Source organism: Corynebacterium sp. 51B (assembly GCF_008930785.1).
In the GTDB taxonomy this organism is placed as follows: domain Bacteria; phylum Actinomycetota; class Actinomycetes; order Mycobacteriales; family Mycobacteriaceae; genus Corynebacterium; species Corynebacterium megadyptis.
The window spans coordinates 49,246-64,054 of record NZ_PQMK01000004.1; the positions used below are offsets into that span (position 1 = coordinate 49,246).

Below are 14,809 nucleotides of genomic sequence, written 5' to 3' on the forward strand. Positions count from 1 at the left end.
GCGGAGGCGAGAGATGGACTTATTTGCCGAGGGCGCTCATGGCGCGCTCGTTGATCTCTTCGATGCTGCCTTCAGCTTCGACGGTGTAGACGCTGTCGCCGTAGTAGTCGATCACGGGGGCGGTCTGCTCGCGGTAGACCTCCATGCGGGTGCGGATGGTCTCCTCGTTATCGTCGGCGCGCCCGCGGGCGAGCATGCGCTCGACCACGACGTCCTCGGATACCTGGAAGTTCAGCACGCCGTCGACGTCCACGCCCTGCTTCTGCAGCATCTCAGCCAGCAGGTCGGCCTGCTCGGTGGTGCGGGGGAAGCCGTCCAGCAGGAAACCCTCGCTGGCGTCGTCCTCGGCGAGGCGGGATTCCACCATGCGGGCGGTCACCTCGGTGGGGACGAGCTTGCCGGCGTCGATGTAGCTTTTCGCCTCCACGCCCAGCGGGGTTCCTTCGCCAATATTTGCTCGGAATAGATCACCGGTGGAGATGTGCGGAACACCCAGCTTCTCGGAGAGAATCGCAGCTTGGGTGCCCTTGCCTGCACCGGGAGGGCCTAGGAGAACGAGTCGCATTACTTCAAGAATCCTTCATAGTTGCTTTGCAGGAGCTGACTCTCAATCTGCTTGACGGTGGTCAGAGCCACCGAGACAAGAATCAGAAGTGCGGTACCACCAAAGGGAGTTGCACCTGCGTCTATGTTACCAACTCCGAGGTCCAGCATGATGTTCGGCAACACGGCGATGATGCCCAGATAGGCCGCACCCACGAAGAGCAGTCGGTTCATCACATAGCCCAAGTACTGGGCGGTGGGACGCCCGGGGCGAATGCCCGGCACGAAGCCGCCGTACTTCTTCATGTTCTCGGCCTGCTCGTAGGGGTCGTACTGCACCGAGACGTAGAAGTAGGAGAAGAACACGATGAGCACAAAGTAGAGCACGATGTACTGCCAGGAGGAGGGGGTCTGCAGGTGCGCGATCACATTGCGCATCCACCAGTTATCCGGCGGCGTGGGGTTATTGGAGTTGACGATCTGGGTGATCAGCACCGGCATGTAGATCAGCGAGGAGGCGAAGATCACTGGGATCACGCCACCCTGGTTCACCTTGAGCGGCAGGTAGGTGGAGGTGCCACCGTATTGGCGGCGGCCCACCATGCGCTTGGCGTACTGCACCGGGATGCGGCGCTGGCCCTGCTCGATGAAGACCACGCCGATCACCAGCAGGATCACTGCGGCGAGCACGACACCGAAGACCACCCCACCGGAGGATTGCAGGATGTTCATGCCGTCGGTGGGCAGACGCGTGGCGATACCGGCGAAGATCAGCAGCGACATACCATTACCAATGCCACGTTCGGTGATAAGCTCGCCGAGCCACATCACCAGCACCGCACCGGAGGTCATCACCACGACCAGCATGAGCAGGGTGAAGATATTCGAATCTTCCACCAGCACGCGCTGGCCTTGGCCCAGTAGCTGCTCGCGATCGGCGAGCGCCACGATGCCGGCGGATTGCAGCAACGCCAACGCCACCGTGAGGTAGCGGGTGTACTGCATCATCGTGGATTGGCCTGATTGGCCTTCCTTTTTGAGCTCCTCGAATCGCGGGATCACCACTGTGAGCAGCTGCACGATAATCGACGCCGTAATGTAGGGCATGATGCCGATGGCGAACACCGAGAGCTGCAGCAGCGCACCGCCGGAAAACAGGTTAATCAGCGAGTACACGCCGGAGTTTTCCGAGGCGATCTCATGCAGCCGTGCGCTGATCTCGCGATAGTCCACGCCGGGCGAGGGGATCTGTGCACCGATGCGGTACAGCACGACCATCGCGAGCGTGAACAGAATCTTCTTTCGCAGATCAGCGTCCTTGAAGGCCGAGACAATGGCGGACACTAATAATCCTCCTGTACACCCCTAGCTCGATCTGCGGCGGCTATGCCGTGCCCGATCGAGGACATCAGGGACGTAGTAACAAATACCTAACTGGACGAATCAGCGCACGCACCAAGCTCGCGTGCCTGAGATCAAGAGTTAACAACGGTGCCACTTTACCAGCAATGCTCGCCGGCACCGATATTGCGTACTCACCACACCCTAACCTTGAGGGAGAATCCCCGCTCAGCAGGGCCGCGCGCTTATCGACGCAGCCCTCGCTCGGCCATCGTATGGGAGATAACAAAGCCGCCAGCCTCAGCTACTGCTGGGACTGGCGGCTTCCACACTCTTCACGCCCCGCGCTCGGCGCGGGACTGAGGGGTGCTACTGAGCCTCGGCGACAGAGCCGCCGGCGGCCTCAATCTTTTCCTTGGCGGAACCGGAGAACTTCTGTGCGGTCACGTTGACCTTCACAGAGATCTCGCCGTTGCCGAGCACCTTAACGGGCTGGTTCTTGCGCACCAGGCCGGCTTCCACGAGATCGGCAACGGTGACGTCGCCGCCCTGCGGGAAAGCCTTCTCGATGTCTGCAACGTTGACCACCTGGAAGATGACCTTGTTGCGGGCCTTGAAGCCCTTGAGCTTCGGCAGGCGCATGTGGATGGGCATCTGGCCACCCTCGAAACCTGCTGGCACCTGCTTACGAGCCTTGGTGCCCTTGGTACCGCGGCCAGCGGTGGTGCCCTTGGAGGCATTACCGCGACCCACGCGGGTCTTGGCCTTCTTCGCGCCCTTCGCCGGGCGCAGATCGTGGAGCTTAATAGGTTCGCTCATGAGTTATCTACTCCCCTGCTACTTCTTCGACCTCGACCATGTGGCGAACGGTGTTGATGTAGCCACGAACGATCGGGGTGTCCGGGCGAACAACAACATTGTTCGGGCGCTTCAGGCCGAGGCTGCGCAGCGTGTCACGCTGATTCTTCTTAGCACCGACGGTGCTTTTGGTCATGGTGATCTTGAGGGCCATGATTTAAGCCTCCTGACCTGCGCGTGCGCGCAGCATACGGGCCGGGGTGACCTCTTCGATGCTCTTGCCGCGGCGGGCAGCAACCTCTTCGGGGCGCACGAGCTGCTTGAGGGCATCCACGGTGGCGTGGACAACGTTGATGGCGTTGTCCGAGCCGAGAGACTTGGACAGGATGTCCTGCACGCCAGCGCACTCAAGCACCGGGCGGGCAGCGCCACCAGCGATCACACCGGTACCGGGGGCAGCGGGGCGAAGCATAACGACGCCGCCTGCGGCCTCACCCTGAACCGGGTGGGTGATGGTGCCGGCAATCATCGGGACGCGGAAGAAGTTCTTACGAGCTTCCTCGGCACCCTTCTGGATAGCGGCGGGAACTTCCTTGGCCTTGCCGTAGCCAACGCCGACCATGCCCTGGCCGTCGCCGACGATCACGAGAGCGGTGAAGCTGAAGCGACGACCACCCTTCTGGACCTTGGACACGCGGTTGATGGTGACAACGCGCTCCAAGTACTGCGAGCGCTCGTCCTGCTGGTTGCGGTCATTGCGACGACCACCGCGGCGGTCGTTGCGGTTGTTCTTCTGGTTCTCGTCGGCGGTGCGTCCGCCGTCGCGCCGTTCACGTCCTGGCATTACGCGATCCTTCCGTTGTTGAACTTATCTGCGGTGATCATTAGAAGTTCAGACCACCTTCACGAGCGCCATCGGCCAAAGCCGCAACGCGGCCGTGGAACTGGTAGCCACCACGGTCGAAGACAACCTTCTCAATGCCGGCAGCCTTGGCGCGCTCGGCGACGAGCTTGCCCACAGCGGTGGCCTTGGCCTTCTTGTCGCCCTCCATCTCGCGGATGGACTGATCCATCGAGGATGCAGCGGCCAGGGTGTGGCCGGCCAGGTCGTCGATGACCTGAACGTGCATGTGACGGGAGGAACGGTGGACGACGAGACGCGGCGCCTCGGGGGTGCCGCGCAGCTTCTTGCGCAGACGGAAGTGACGACGGGCACGAGCCTGACGACGACGGGTAGAGATGTCCTTGCCGACAGGAACGCGCTTGTTCTCTGCAGTGTTGCTCATTACTTACCTGTCTTTCCGAGCTTGCGGCGGACCTGCTCACCCTCGTAGCGGATGCCCTTACCCTTGTAGGGGTCATCCTTACGCAGACGACGGATGTTAGCGGCGACCTGGCCGACCTGCTGCTTGTTGATACCGGAGATCGAAAGCTTGGTGTTGCCATCGACCGCGAAGGTGATGCCCTCGGGGGCCTCAACCAGCACGGGGTGGCTGTAGCCGAGAGAGAACTCGAGGTTCTGGCCCTTGGCCTGCACACGGTAACCAACACCGAAGATTTCCATCTTGATGGTGTAGCCCTCGGTCACGCCCACAACCATGTTGTTCACGAGAGAGCGGGACAGACCGTGCAGGGAACGGTTCTTACGGTGATCATCGGGGCGGGAGACAATAATCTGGTTGTCTTCCACGGCAACGGTGATCGGGGCCGGGATCTCCTGGGACAGAGTGCCCTTGGAGCCCTTGACCTCAACGTTCTGGCCGTCGATCTTGATGTCAACGCCGCTGGGGATGGCGATGGGAGCTTTACCAATACGAGACATATTTAGATTCCCTCCCTCTTACCAGACGTAGGCGAGGACTTCTCCGCCTACGCCCTTCTCGTGAGCCTGGCGGTCAGTGAGCAGCCCCTGGGATGTGGAGATAATCGCCACACCGAGGCCACCGAGAACCTGCGGCAGGTTGGTGGACTTTGCGTACACGCGCAGACCGGGCTTGGACACGCGACGAACGCCGGAAATGGAACGCTCACGGGCGGAGGAATACTTCAGATCCAGGGTGAGGGTCTTGCCAACCTTGGCGTCCTCCACCTTGTAATCCTTGATATAACCCTCTTGCTTGAGGATGCCCGCGATGTTCGCCTTCAGCTTGGAAGACGGCATGGACACGGTCTCGTGGTACGCGTGGTTAGCGTTACGAATGCGAGACAGCATGTCTGCAATGGGATCAGTCATGGTCATAAGACTTAGACCTTGATACCTTTCTCGTTGCGGTTCCTAATTCACCCAAGAACCGTTGTCAGCTGTCACTAGGGAGCCGGCGACTCTGGCGCTTCCACGCACTCAATAGTGGGAAAGCTCGCTGCCTTGCGCTCACGAACGCTGGACGTTATGGGGCGAATATAAGGCCTACAACAAAGTAGGAACGTACAAAATAAAAGGATCTCGCGGGATCTCGCGAGTCCAAGAATGAAATGATACACACCCCCAGCCTGCGGGTCAAGACGTTTCAGCACGTCACCGCTCTCGGCCGGGGTAGTGCATCTAGCGCTGGAGCTCGTGTTGCAGGGCGTCTAGTTCCCCGCCGCCGGACATCTCTAGGGTGAGGGTGTCAACATCCACGTCCTCGCGCCGCGCCTGCAGCGTCTGCTTGCCGAGGGTGAGCACCACAAACCTATCCCCCACCAGCAGCGCGTGCTTGGGGTTGTGGGTGATAAAGATGACGGCGGTGCCCTGTTCCCTAGCCTTGGCGATGAACTTCAGCACCATGCCGGACTGCTTCACGCCCAACGCGGCGGTGGGCTCATCCAAAATCACCACGCGGGCGCCAAAGTAGATGGCTCGGGCGATCGCCACCACTTGGCGCTGGCCGCCGGACAGCGAGGAGACGGGCGCATCAATATCGGGGATAACAATGCCCATGCGTTCCAGCTCCGCGGCGGCGATGCGCTTCATCTTCCCCTCATTGATCAACCCCCAGCGATTGCTGATTTCCTGGCCGAGGAAGAAGTTGCGCCACACGCTCATCTGCCCCACCACGGCCAAGTCCTGGTACACGGTGGCGATACCGGCGGCGAGAGCATCGGCCGGGGAGGTGAAGTGCGTCGGGGTGGCGTCGACAAGCATCGTGCCCGAGGTGTGGGGATGCAGGCCGGCCAGAATCTTGATCAACGTGGATTTGCCGGCGCCATTATCGCCCAGCACGCAGGTGACCTCGCCGGGCACCACCTGCAGATTGATCGAGCGAAGCGCGTCGAAGGCGCCGTATTTTTTGCTGACGTCGTGCAGCTCAATGATCGGGTCCATGGGCTATTTCTTTTCCGTGTATTTCGCGACGCCGAGGTTCGTCATCACTGCGAACAGCAGCATGGCGCCGAGGAAGAACTTGAACCAGTCCGGGTTCCACCCGGCGTAGACGATGCCTTGGTTGGTCATGCCGAAAATCAGGGCGCCGATAGCGGTGCCGACGGCGGTGCCTTTGCCGCCATTCATCGCACAGCCGCCGATGACGGCCGCAATGATATAGAGGAACTCATTGCCCACGCCCTGGCCCGCCTGGATGGAGTCGAAGGCGAAGAGATTGTGCATGCCCACAAACCATGCGGCGAAACCAACGAACATGAACAGGATGATTTTGGTGCGACGCACCGGCACACCCACGGCATGGGCGGCGTCCTGGTTGCCGCCGACGGCGAAGATCCAGTTACCAAACTTGGTTTTAAACAGCAGGATCGACGCCAGCGCCACGAAGCCGATCCACCAGAACACCGTCACCCGTACCTGCACCCCAGCAACATTGACATTGGAGGCAAACACCATGTTCGCGGAGTAGAAACCCTCCATATCCGCGATGGTGGGGGTGGCCACCGCGCCGGTGACGAGCTTGGTGATGGCCAAGTTCAGCCCCTGCAGCATGAGGAAGGCGCTCAGCGTGATGAGAAAGGAAGGGATGCCGGTAGTGGTCGTGAGATAGCCGTTGAGCGCACCGATGGCCAGCGCGATCAGCAGCGCAATGCCCGCCCCCACCCAAGAGTTCAGGTGCAGATTGTAATTGAGCATCGTGGCGGCCAGGGCCGCGGTCGTCACGGCGACACCGGAGGAGAGGTCGAATTCATCGCCGATCATGAGCATGCCCACTGCCAGGGCCATGATGCCCATCGTGGACGATGCATAGAGCACCGTGGCCAGCGACTCAAAAGAGCGGAAGGGTGGGGCCACGATCATGAAGAGCGTGAAAATCACGATGGCGCCGAGCAGGCTCGCTAGCTCGGGGCGGCGAATGAGTTTCTGAAAGAAGGAGCGCTGCAGCATGCGTTCATCGGCCGCGCTCGCCGCGGCGGTGTCGCTCATCGCAGGCCCTCCTTTGCCGCGGCGGCGATGGTGTCCACATTGCTGGCATCCACGAAGGAGGGACCAGTATAGACCGGCCGGCCACCGCCGACGGTGGTGCCATTGCGCATATTCAGCCACAGCGAATCCACGGCCAGATAGCCCTGCAGATAGGGCTGCTGGTCCACTGCCCACTCGATGTCTCCAGCGGTGATGGCGCTCACCAGTTCCGCGTTGGTGTCGAAGGTAGAGATCTTGGCCTCGGAACCGGCCTGCTCCTTGGACTTCACGGCGGCCAGCGCGACTGGGGCCACCAGCCCCATCACCCGATCGATACTCGGATCCTCCGTGAGCTTCGCCTGCAGAGTGGAGGTGACGGAGGTGAGGTCCATGCCATTGACATAGAGAATCTCCACCGAACCGCCGGCACCGGCCTTCTCGAGGCCCTTCTTCACGCCCTCGCAGCGCGCCTCTTGGGAGGAGTTGCCCTGTTCGTGGATCACACAGAGCACATTCGATGCATTATCTGCGGCGAGGCGCTCGCCGGCGAGCTCGCCGGCCACGGATTCATCCTGGCCGAAGAAGCCGCTCAGGCCGTAGTTCTGATACTCGTTCATGCCGGCATTGAGCCCCACGACGGGAATGCCGGCATCCACGGCGTTCTGGGCGGCGGGGCCGATCGCCTGCGCATTCGGCAGGGTGACAGCAATGCCGTCTACCCCAGCATCCACCGCCGACTTCACCAGGTTCGCCTGATTCGGTGCCTGCGGATCGGAGGAGTAGCGCAGCTCAATATTGCTCTTCTTGGCCGCATCCTCCGCGCCCTTGCGCACCAGATCCCAGAAGGTATCGCCCGGCGCGCCGTGGCTGACCATCGCCACCACCGCGCGATCGGTATCGGCCCCGCCGAAGCCAGGGCCGCCGCCCGTGCCGCCACCGGAGTCGCTGGGACGCGGGGCGCCGCCGGTAGAAGAGCAGGCGCTGAGAAGCAGCGCCAGCACCCCAATGAGGGCCATGAGAATAGTGGCGGTGGAGGTGGCGTGCCGCGAGAACGGCGAGGACACACGGTGGGAAAGACCTAGCATAACTATTGATTCAACGGAAGCGCCCTCCCCGCTGTCAAATGCGTTTGCCCAGCTCATCCGCCATTTCTTGAACGATTAAGAATGGCTGTTCTGGCTTTTTAGCGCAGAGCTCTCCGAACAAACTCCACCCGCGGCCACACCCTAGAACCCGCACTAGGCCCCGCCCCAGAGCTCGCGGGCCGCGCATCTGCTGCCACCCTGCCGCCGCGCCATACACCAGAAGAGGGGCATTCCCAGTGTCTCCACGGCCACATCTCTAGCCCTAGGGATTAGCGTAGCCTAACCTTGAAATTAGGTGCGTATGAATACTTTTCCTAGTTCAGTGAGGTGGTACTTGTGCCTGATCCCCGCTCCCACGACTCTCAGCTCGCCCTTGAGGTCACGGACCTTCGCTGCGAGCGAGGCTCGGCGAAGAAGCGCGTCCCCGTACTCAAAGGCGTGAACCTGCACATAGCGTCTGGGGAGATTGTCGCGGTCTTAGGTGCCAATGGCGCCGGTAAGACCACTCTCATCAATGTGCTGTCCACTCTGCTTCCCGCATCCTCCGGCACGGCGCGGGTGGCGGGCCTCGACGTCACGACCCAGCCCGCCGAGGTGCGGCGTCACATCAGCATGACGGGGCAGTTCGCCACGGTGGATGAGCGGCTCACCGGAGCGGAAAACCTCATCTACTTCGCCCGTCTCGCGGGGCTGTCTCGCAGCGCTGCCACAGCCCGCACCACCGAGCTACTCAGCGAGTTCCAGCTGGACGCCGCCGCCCATCGCCGAGTGGCGGATTATTCCGGCGGTATGCGCCGCCGGCTCGACATCGCCATCTCCCTCGCCGTCCCGCCCACGCTGCTCTTCCTCGATGAGCCGACCACCGGCCTCGATCCGACAGCGCGGGCCCATGTGTGGGAACTCATCACCCGACTCAGTAATGAGGGCACCTCCATTCTGCTCACCACGCAATATCTCGACGAGGCCGATAGTCTCGCCGATCGCATCGCGGTGCTTGCCGACGGCGTGGTGATTGATGAGGGCACTCCCGCCGAGCTTAAGGGCCGTTATGGCATGCTCATCTGCGAGGTGAGCATGGATAGCGCCGCCCATGCCGAGAAGCTCTGCATGCAGGCCCACAAGGCCGGGCTATCCGCCCAAGTGGAACACAACTGCGTGCGCGCCGAAGCACCCCGTGGGTACCGCGATCTCGTTCGCTTGCTCGGTCTCTGGGAGGGCGAGGACAGCAGCATCGTGGACGTGGCGCTCACCCCGCCCTCGCTCGATGATGTCTACGCCGCCATTGCCGATAGCGGCGATGTAGCCGGACAGCACATAACCCCCTCCCCCAGCAGCGAGCAGCCTGCGAATACGGGCAGCGACCGGCGGGGGCGGCCATGACCTCCACTCGCATCCACCGCCCCCTCGAGGCGACTCCACGGCCTTTCGGGGCGATCGCCAGCATCTGGAAACGAGACATGCTGCGCTTGCTGCGCAATCAGGCGGCGATGATCTCCAGCATCATGATTCCGTCGATATTTATGCTCGCGTTCTATGCGTCCTTTGCCCGCTCCGCGGAGCACTTTATGGATAGCTATGCCGACTTCATCCTCCCTTCCGCCGTCACCCAGGCGATCATTTTCACGGCCGGTGGCTCCTGTCTGGCAGTCGCCGAGGATAAGGAAGATGGTTTCTACTCTCGCCTGCTCAGCATGCCTGTGCCCTCCTGGTCGATTGTGGCCGGCCGGCTCTTGGCCGATCTCACCCGCATGACCTGGTCTGGGGCGATACCCCTGGCGCTCGCGTTTCTGCTTGGGGCGCGCTTTCACGGCGGCATCGGTGCCGCCGCGCTCTTCCTGCTCGCCCTCGCACTCATTACCGTGGTGCTCTCCGCGGCGATCGATGGGCTGGTGCTCATCACCGCCCATCCGGTGTCCACGGCGCTGACCTTCCAAGGGCTCACCATCGCGATACTTTTGCTATCCACCGCCTTCGTCCCCGCGGACGCCCTGCCGGGGCATGTGGGGACGGTAGTCGCCCGTATTCCGCTCTCTCCCATCTTGGATTCCTTGCGCGCACTCGCCGCGGCCGAACCACTGGGCTCCACCGGAGTGGAGGCCGCAGTGTGGCTGGTCGTGCTCAGCGCGGCCGGATTCTGGGGATTTAGTACTGCGCTCAGGAGGGGCCATGTCTCTTAAGCTCACGTCTCTCATGCTGCATACGCGACGCCGTATTCTGCGCACCATCAGAGACCGCGCCAGCATGTCCGCAACACTGCTCACCCCCGTGGTGATGTTTCTGATCATGCGCATTCTCTTTGGGGATCTCATCGCCGCCTCCCAAGGCCGCACCAGCCCCGATCTCGCGGCGGTGTGCCTGCTCATAGTGCTCGGTGCCCAGTGGATGAACTCCACCTACTGCGCCTCCGAAACCGTCCGCGAGCGCACCTCCGGATTTACTGCCCGCATCGCCGTCAGCCCGGGCGGCACGGTCCCATTGGTGTGCGGCGAGACCCTCTATTATGCGATTCGCTTCCTCTCCGCGGCACTGGCGACGCTCATAGTGGGCGTGGCTGCTGGGGCGCGCTTCCACGGCGCGGCGACCATCACCGTTGTGCTGCTGGCAATCGTGATCTCCTCGCTCGTGTCGGCGCTCATGGCCACGTGGATGGCGTATTCCACCACCAATCCGGAATCGCTGATGATGGTCACCCCCCTGCTGATGACGCTGCTCTTCCTCTCGGCCGGAGTGGTGGGAACAGACAGCTTTGTCGAGCCCGTACAACCCTTCGTGCGGCATAACCCCATCACGCATCTCGTGGAGGGGGTCACTGCCCTCAGCGCTGAGAGCGATCCTGGCAATCACCTGCTCATTGCTCTCGCGTGGGCGGTCGGCGCCGGGGTGATCTTCCTCATCGGCGCGAGCCGCACCTACTCCCGCGCCCAGACGCAGCTGAGCTAAATACGACCCCTACTGTGTCTCATATCACCATTGCCTGGAGCACTTTGACCTGCTAGAAGTGGAAGAGCGCGTGTTCTTCTCCGCCCGAGGCGCTAGCGGGACACGCCGGACACACTATTTTTATCCGCACTAGGAAGGAGCGACGGCCCCTATGTTTGACCAACAACAGTTGAAGCAGAAGCTGTCGCCGTACCTTGTTCTCACGCGGATTCAGAGCTCGATTATCTAGATCGACATTCCGCCGCGGGGTACGGCAGACAGCACACACCGACTGTCTCCTCCCCGCGGTTTCTTCTTTCCGCTCCCCGTATACCTCCTCCCCCAGCATCGTCCCTGCTGCCGCTGCGCGAGACGAGCAGGCGAGGTGGCGTCGATAAGCGGCCCTGCTACTGCGGCACAGGACCGAGACAGCGGTGTGGTCACCACCCACCGATACTCACTTAGCTCATCGAAGGAGAGCACCTATGTCACCACAGCGCAGACGACGCGGCCGCCGCAGAAGAGATCCCGAGATCCGTTCGCTGCAGCCGCACTCCCCCATCGTGAAGAACTTCGCCTCAGAGATCGAGGACGGGGTTCTGCTCCAGGCCCAGCAGCTGGCCGCGATGCCCTTTGTGCACCCGCACGTGGCACTCATGCCGGATGCCCACATCGGACTCGGCTCCTCTGTGGGATGCGTATTCGGCACGATCGACGCCGTCATCCCCGCAGCCGTGGGCGTGGATATTGGCTGCGGCATGATCGGCGTACGCACCCAGTTCAGTGCCGCCGATCTTGCCGGCCGCAACCTCGAGCAGCTGCGCGACGCCGTCGAGGCCGCCATTCCCCTCTCCCCGGGAAACTACAACGACTGGCAGCTTGCGGACAGCGCCGATGCTCGCTGCCGCGAACTCAACGAGCTCGCCGAGGCCAACGATGTAGATCTGAGCCACTCCCCGCAGTGGCGGCAGCAGCTCGGTTCGCTCGGCGGCGGAAATCACTTCATCGAGCTCTGCCTCGACGAGGAGGAGCGGGTGTGGATGTTTCTGCACTCCGGCTCGCGGGGTGTGGGCAACCAGATCGCCCGCATGCACATCCGTATCGCCCAGCAGCTCATGGACCGCTGGTGGATTCCGCTGCCCAATAAGGATGTGGCGTACCTGGTCGATGGCACGCCCGAGTTCGATCGCTACATCAAGGATCTCACCTGGGCGCAGCGCTTCGCCTATCTCAACCGCGAAGAAATGATGGACCGCTTTGCCCGCTGCCTCGGGGAGTTCCTCGGTGCCGAGGTGGTGGAGGAGGAGCGCATTAACTGCCACCACAACTACACCGAGAAGGAGGAGCACTTCGGGCGCACCGTGTGGCTCACCCGCAAGGGCGCCATCCGCGCCGACGAGGACAGTCTCGCCCTCATCCCGGGTTCGATGGGCACGGCCAGCTATGTCGTGGAGGGAAAGGGCAATGCAGTAGCGCTGCGGTCCGCACCCCACGGGGCGGGGCGTCGCTTCTCTCGCAGCGAAGCGCGCCGTCGCTTCACCGTCGAGGATCTGGACCAGCGCATGGGCGGGATCGTCTACCGCCACGGCGATGCCTGGGTGGACGAGATTCCCGATGCCTATAAGGACATCGATGCGGTGATGGCCGACTCCGCCGAGTTGGTCCACATCCGCCACACCCTGCGCCAGGTGCTCAACATCAAGGGCACCTAGCGGCGCAGCGAGAAGCGCCACGGGCGGCGCGGCACGCACTGCATCGCGCCGCGCCGCCCTTAACGCTGTTCAATCATCGCCGGTATAGTCACCACACGTGGGTTATTACAGCATCAAAATGCACGCCAGTGCGCACGGCCAGCACATTTCGGGAGCTGAGCGCATCCTGCCGAAGGAGCAGCTCGCGGAGATGGCAGAGATCCTCGTCACGCGCGCGCTGACCCACCCCAAGGGGCAGGCTGCGGAGATCTCGCTGCACGCCACGGCGGTAGCAGAGGAGCAGATCGTTACTGTGCCCGCGCTCGAAACCAGCACGGTGCCCACCGACTCCCCGGCCGCGGCCGACGCGGTGATCGCCGAGGTTCTCCGCGAGGTGGGCGTGGCGGATGCCGCCCCCTTCGTGCGGCTATTGCGCGAGGTATCGGGGCTGCGCGGGGCGATGATCGCCGATGCCGCTACCGGCGCTCGGCGCGAACCCGATCCCCAGCGCGGGGTGCGGGTATCCACCTTCGACGCCACCGCTAGCTCGATGTCTGCGGAGAAGGAACACTATCGCGAGGCACTCACCCTCGCCTCCAAAGCCCTGAGCGCCCCCGGCATTGTGGCGGAGCTGTGCATGTCTGATGACCCCGACTACACCACCGGCTATATCGCCACCGCGGGCCACTACCGGCGCCTGTTGAACATGAAAGAGCAGGGCAGCACACGTGGTACTCGTGTCCTTATATATAGGGGTACGGACGCGGATCTCGCGGCGACAATTAACTATCTTGAGAACATCCCAGTATTAGTTGAATTATGAGCACACTCTCCCACCACTCCCGCGCCGCCAATCAGGTGTGGTCCGCCGAGGGCCTGGCACGCCAGATTCACACCTTCGACGGCTCGCAGCAGCCGCGCGGCACGATCGACGGCGAGTACTATCTCCAGTTCTCCAGCTCGGACTATCTGGGGCTCTCCACTCACCCGCGCATGCGCGAGGCAGCCACCACCGCCATTGAGCACTATGGCACCGGCTCGGGCGGCTCGCGCCTGACCACCGGCACCACCATGCACGGCGCCCTTGAGCGGGAGCTGGCCGAGCATTTCGGCTATGAGGACGCAGTGTGGTTCGGCAGCGGCTACCAGGCCAATCTCTCCACCATCGCCACGTTGGCTCAGCTTGCCGGCAGTGAATTGACGATCTTCTCCGATGCGCTCAATCACGCCAGCCTTATCGACGGCATCCGCATGGCGCGGCACACCGCCGGCTGCCGGGTGACTGTCTTCCCGCACGCCGACTATGACGCACTCTCTGAGCTGACTGCCACCTGCCCCACCACCTTCGGACTCATTGTCTCCGATGGGGTGTTCTCCATGTCCGGTGCGGTCGCCGATCACGCCCGCTTGGAGGAGATCGCGCTCAGCCGCGGCATGTGGCTACTTGTGGACGATGCCCACGGTGTGGGCGCCCTCGGCGAACACGGCCGGGGCAGCCTCGACGGTATCTCTCGCCCCGATGTGCTCATCGGTACCGCCTCCAAGGCGCTGGGCTGTTCCGGCGGTTATGTGCTCTGCGATGAAGACACCGCCACCTTGCTGCGCAATCGGGCCCGCAGCTTTGTGTTTTCCACGTCCTCCCCGCCGGCCACGGTGGCCGCCGCCCGCACTGCCCTGGAGATCCTCACGCAGGAGCCGGAGCACCAGCAGCGCTTGCACGACAATATTGCTTATCTGCGCGCGGGCCTGGCCGAACAGGGGCTGCCCAGCCCCGGGATCTCGCCCATCGTGCCGGTGGTGATTGGGGATGAGCGCGAGGCCATGGCTGTCAGCGAGGCGCTGAAACAACGCCAGATTTTCTGCAATGCCATTCGCTACCCCACCGTGGCCCGCGGTGCCGCCATGCTCCGGCTCACGGTGCAGGCGACGATGGAACATGAGGATATTGACGCCCTCCTCGCCGCCCTCGCTCAGGTGCGCGGCGTCTAGCCGCCCTGGGCCCGCAAGCCCCACGCCGCAACCGGATAGGCGGCGCCAAATATGGGGTATGCAGCGATTCCGGCGTGCCGCTGCGTAGCCCCGAGTGAGGGAGCCACCCCCAGCTA

Annotated in this window: 17 protein-coding genes; 6 read left to right on the top strand and 11 right to left on the bottom strand. The window is 62.8% G+C overall.

Features of this window, described 5'->3' with window-relative positions; translation table 11 throughout:
- Positions 1-19 precede the first annotated feature (19 nt).
- The 11 genes from GBB14_RS05940 to GBB14_RS05990 all read right to left on the bottom strand — a co-directional run bounded on the left by GBB14_RS05940 (position 20) and on the right by GBB14_RS05990 (position 8,025).
- Complete coding sequence (locus GBB14_RS05940) at positions 20-565, bottom strand: adenylate kinase (protein WP_151528920.1); 546 nt, start codon at positions 563-565, stop codon at positions 20-22.
- Positions 565-1,887, bottom strand: a complete 1,323-nt coding sequence (gene secY / locus GBB14_RS05945; RefSeq protein WP_151528921.1) for a preprotein translocase subunit SecY — start codon at positions 1,885-1,887, stop codon at positions 565-567. The genes GBB14_RS05940 and secY overlap by 1 nt, the downstream gene beginning before the upstream one ends.
- Positions 1,888-2,253: 366 nt before the next feature.
- Positions 2,254-2,703 carry a 50S ribosomal protein L15 gene (rplO, locus tag GBB14_RS05950; RefSeq protein ID WP_151528922.1) on the bottom strand — a complete coding sequence of 150 codons (450 nt, stop codon included), beginning with the start codon at positions 2,701-2,703 and terminating at the stop codon, positions 2,254-2,256.
- 7 nt (positions 2,704-2,710) lie between these two features.
- Positions 2,711-2,896: a 50S ribosomal protein L30 gene (rpmD, locus tag GBB14_RS05955; protein WP_151528923.1), complete on the bottom strand. Its 186-nt coding sequence runs from the start codon at positions 2,894-2,896 to the stop codon at positions 2,711-2,713.
- Positions 2,897-2,899: 3 nt separating this feature from the next.
- Entirely contained in the window at positions 2,900-3,526 is a 627-nt protein-coding gene (gene rpsE, locus GBB14_RS05960) for a 30S ribosomal protein S5 (RefSeq protein WP_151528924.1), read from the bottom strand.
- A 40-nt stretch (positions 3,527-3,566) separates the two neighbouring features.
- On the bottom strand, positions 3,567-3,968 hold the full coding sequence (gene rplR, locus GBB14_RS05965) for a 50S ribosomal protein L18 (protein ID WP_151528925.1): 402 nt from the start codon (positions 3,966-3,968) through the stop codon (positions 3,567-3,569).
- Complete coding sequence (gene rplF / locus GBB14_RS05970) at positions 3,968-4,504, bottom strand: 50S ribosomal protein L6 (RefSeq protein WP_151528926.1); 537 nt, start codon at positions 4,502-4,504, stop codon at positions 3,968-3,970. Before rplF ends, rplR begins: the two co-directional genes overlap by 1 nt.
- 18 nt (positions 4,505-4,522) lie before the next feature.
- A complete protein-coding gene (gene rpsH, locus GBB14_RS05975) occupies positions 4,523-4,921 on the bottom strand; it encodes a 30S ribosomal protein S8 (RefSeq protein WP_151528927.1) in 399 nt (132 codons plus the stop codon).
- Positions 4,922-5,224: 303 nt separating this feature from the next.
- On the bottom strand, positions 5,225-5,986 hold the full coding sequence (locus tag GBB14_RS05980) for an ATP-binding cassette domain-containing protein (RefSeq protein ID WP_151528928.1): 762 nt from the start codon (positions 5,984-5,986) through the stop codon (positions 5,225-5,227).
- Positions 5,987-5,989: 3 nt separating this feature from the next.
- Complete coding sequence (locus tag GBB14_RS05985; protein ID WP_218364877.1) at positions 5,990-6,991, bottom strand: ABC transporter permease; 1,002 nt, start codon at positions 6,989-6,991, stop codon at positions 5,990-5,992.
- Between the two features lie 35 nt (positions 6,992-7,026).
- A complete protein-coding gene (locus GBB14_RS05990) occupies positions 7,027-8,025 on the bottom strand; it encodes a substrate-binding domain-containing protein (RefSeq protein ID WP_151529076.1) in 999 nt (332 codons plus the stop codon).
- 405 nt (positions 8,026-8,430) lie between these two features.
- Between GBB14_RS05990 and GBB14_RS05995 the strand changes: the two genes are divergently transcribed.
- The 6 genes from GBB14_RS05995 to GBB14_RS06020 all read left to right on the top strand — a co-directional run bounded on the left by GBB14_RS05995 (position 8,431) and on the right by GBB14_RS06020 (position 14,693).
- Entirely contained in the window at positions 8,431-9,474 is a 1,044-nt protein-coding gene (locus tag GBB14_RS05995) for an ATP-binding cassette domain-containing protein (RefSeq protein ID WP_225976660.1), read from the top strand.
- On the top strand, positions 9,471-10,271 hold the full coding sequence (locus GBB14_RS06000; protein WP_151528931.1) for an ABC transporter permease: 801 nt from the start codon (positions 9,471-9,473) through the stop codon (positions 10,269-10,271). Before GBB14_RS05995 ends, GBB14_RS06000 begins: the two co-directional genes overlap by 4 nt.
- Positions 10,261-11,034, top strand: coding sequence for an ABC transporter permease (locus GBB14_RS06005; RefSeq protein WP_151528932.1), 774 nt, complete (start codon positions 10,261-10,263; stop codon positions 11,032-11,034). The genes GBB14_RS06000 and GBB14_RS06005 overlap by 11 nt, the downstream gene beginning before the upstream one ends.
- Positions 11,035-11,498: 464 nt before the next feature.
- On the top strand, positions 11,499-12,725 hold the full coding sequence (locus GBB14_RS06010) for an RtcB family protein (protein WP_151528933.1): 1,227 nt from the start codon (positions 11,499-11,501) through the stop codon (positions 12,723-12,725).
- A 97-nt stretch (positions 12,726-12,822) separates the two neighbouring features.
- Positions 12,823-13,527, top strand: a complete 705-nt coding sequence (locus GBB14_RS06015) for a 6-carboxyhexanoate--CoA ligase (RefSeq protein WP_151528934.1) — start codon at positions 12,823-12,825, stop codon at positions 13,525-13,527.
- On the top strand, positions 13,524-14,693 hold the full coding sequence (locus GBB14_RS06020) for an 8-amino-7-oxononanoate synthase (protein ID WP_151528935.1): 1,170 nt from the start codon (positions 13,524-13,526) through the stop codon (positions 14,691-14,693). The genes GBB14_RS06015 and GBB14_RS06020 overlap by 4 nt, the downstream gene beginning before the upstream one ends.
- The last annotated feature ends 116 nt before the right edge of the window (positions 14,694-14,809 follow it).

Coding starts and splice junctions, on each gene's coding strand:
- GBB14_RS05940 (WP_151528920.1), bottom strand. CDS start 565: ATGCGACTCGTTCTCCTAGGCCCTCCCGGTGCAGGCAAGGGCACCCAA.
- rplO (WP_151528922.1), bottom strand. CDS start 2,703: ATGAGCGAACCTATTAAGCTCCACGATCTGCGCCCGGCGAAGGGCGCG.
- rpmD (WP_151528923.1), bottom strand. CDS start 2,896: ATGGCCCTCAAGATCACCATGACCAAAAGCACCGTCGGTGCTAAGAAG.
- rpsE (WP_151528924.1), bottom strand. CDS start 3,526: ATGCCAGGACGTGAACGGCGCGACGGCGGACGCACCGCCGACGAGAAC.
- rplR (WP_151528925.1), bottom strand. CDS start 3,968: ATGAGCAACACTGCAGAGAACAAGCGCGTTCCTGTCGGCAAGGACATC.
- rplF (WP_151528926.1), bottom strand. CDS start 4,504: ATGTCTCGTATTGGTAAAGCTCCCATCGCCATCCCCAGCGGCGTTGAC.
- rpsH (WP_151528927.1), bottom strand. CDS start 4,921: ATGACCATGACTGATCCCATTGCAGACATGCTGTCTCGCATTCGTAAC.
- GBB14_RS05980 (WP_151528928.1), bottom strand. CDS start 5,986: ATGGACCCGATCATTGAGCTGCACGACGTCAGCAAAAAATACGGCGCC.
- GBB14_RS05985 (WP_218364877.1), bottom strand. CDS start 6,991: ATGCTGCAGCGCTCCTTCTTTCAGAAACTCATTCGCCGCCCCGAGCTA.
- GBB14_RS05990 (WP_151529076.1), bottom strand. CDS start 8,025: ATGGCCCTCATTGGGGTGCTGGCGCTGCTTCTCAGCGCCTGCTCTTCT.
- GBB14_RS06000 (WP_151528931.1), top strand. CDS start 9,471: ATGACCTCCACTCGCATCCACCGCCCCCTCGAGGCGACTCCACGGCCT.
- GBB14_RS06005 (WP_151528932.1), top strand. CDS start 10,261: ATGTCTCTTAAGCTCACGTCTCTCATGCTGCATACGCGACGCCGTATT.
- GBB14_RS06010 (WP_151528933.1), top strand. CDS start 11,499: ATGTCACCACAGCGCAGACGACGCGGCCGCCGCAGAAGAGATCCCGAG.
- GBB14_RS06020 (WP_151528935.1), top strand. CDS start 13,524: ATGAGCACACTCTCCCACCACTCCCGCGCCGCCAATCAGGTGTGGTCC.